Origin of the sequence: Paenibacillus apis, assembly GCF_018333295.1 — a bacterium.
In the GTDB taxonomy this organism is placed as follows: domain Bacteria; phylum Bacillota; class Bacilli; order Paenibacillales; family Paenibacillaceae; genus Fontibacillus; species Fontibacillus antibioticophila.
In genome coordinates this window covers 1-312 of sequence record NZ_BORS01000064.1, presented here as the reverse complement: position 1 = coordinate 312, position 312 = coordinate 1, and the positions used below count along the sequence as shown (strand labels likewise).

Here is a 312-nt window from a genome sequence, read left to right as displayed (position 1 = left end):
AGGTAACCGCAAGGAGCCAGCCGCCGAAGGTGGGGTAGATGATTGGGGTGAAGTCGTAACAAGGTAGCCGTATCGGAAGGTGCGGCTGGATCACCTCCTTTCTATGGAGTACCTCGTTCCTGTAGGGAACGGTACAATAGGCTGACCGTAAGGTCGCCGATCACTTTGCGTAAGCAAAGTAACCAAATCAGGTCTTAGGCCTGTTACTCACTCGTTGGTCAGTTTTGAGAGTTCAACTCTCGCGCGTTTGGTGACGATGGCGGAGGGGTTCCACGCGTACCCATCCCGAACACGACCGTTAAGCCCTCCAGC

2 rRNA genes are annotated in these 312 nt (G+C 54.8%); both read left to right on the top strand.

The window, feature by feature from the left end:
* A 16S ribosomal RNA gene (locus KI362_RS25325) occupies window positions 1-101 on the top strand; the annotation flags it as partial.
* A gap of 145 nt (window positions 102-246) precedes the next feature.
* Window positions 247-312, top strand: a 5S ribosomal RNA gene (gene rrf / locus KI362_RS25320); the annotation flags it as partial.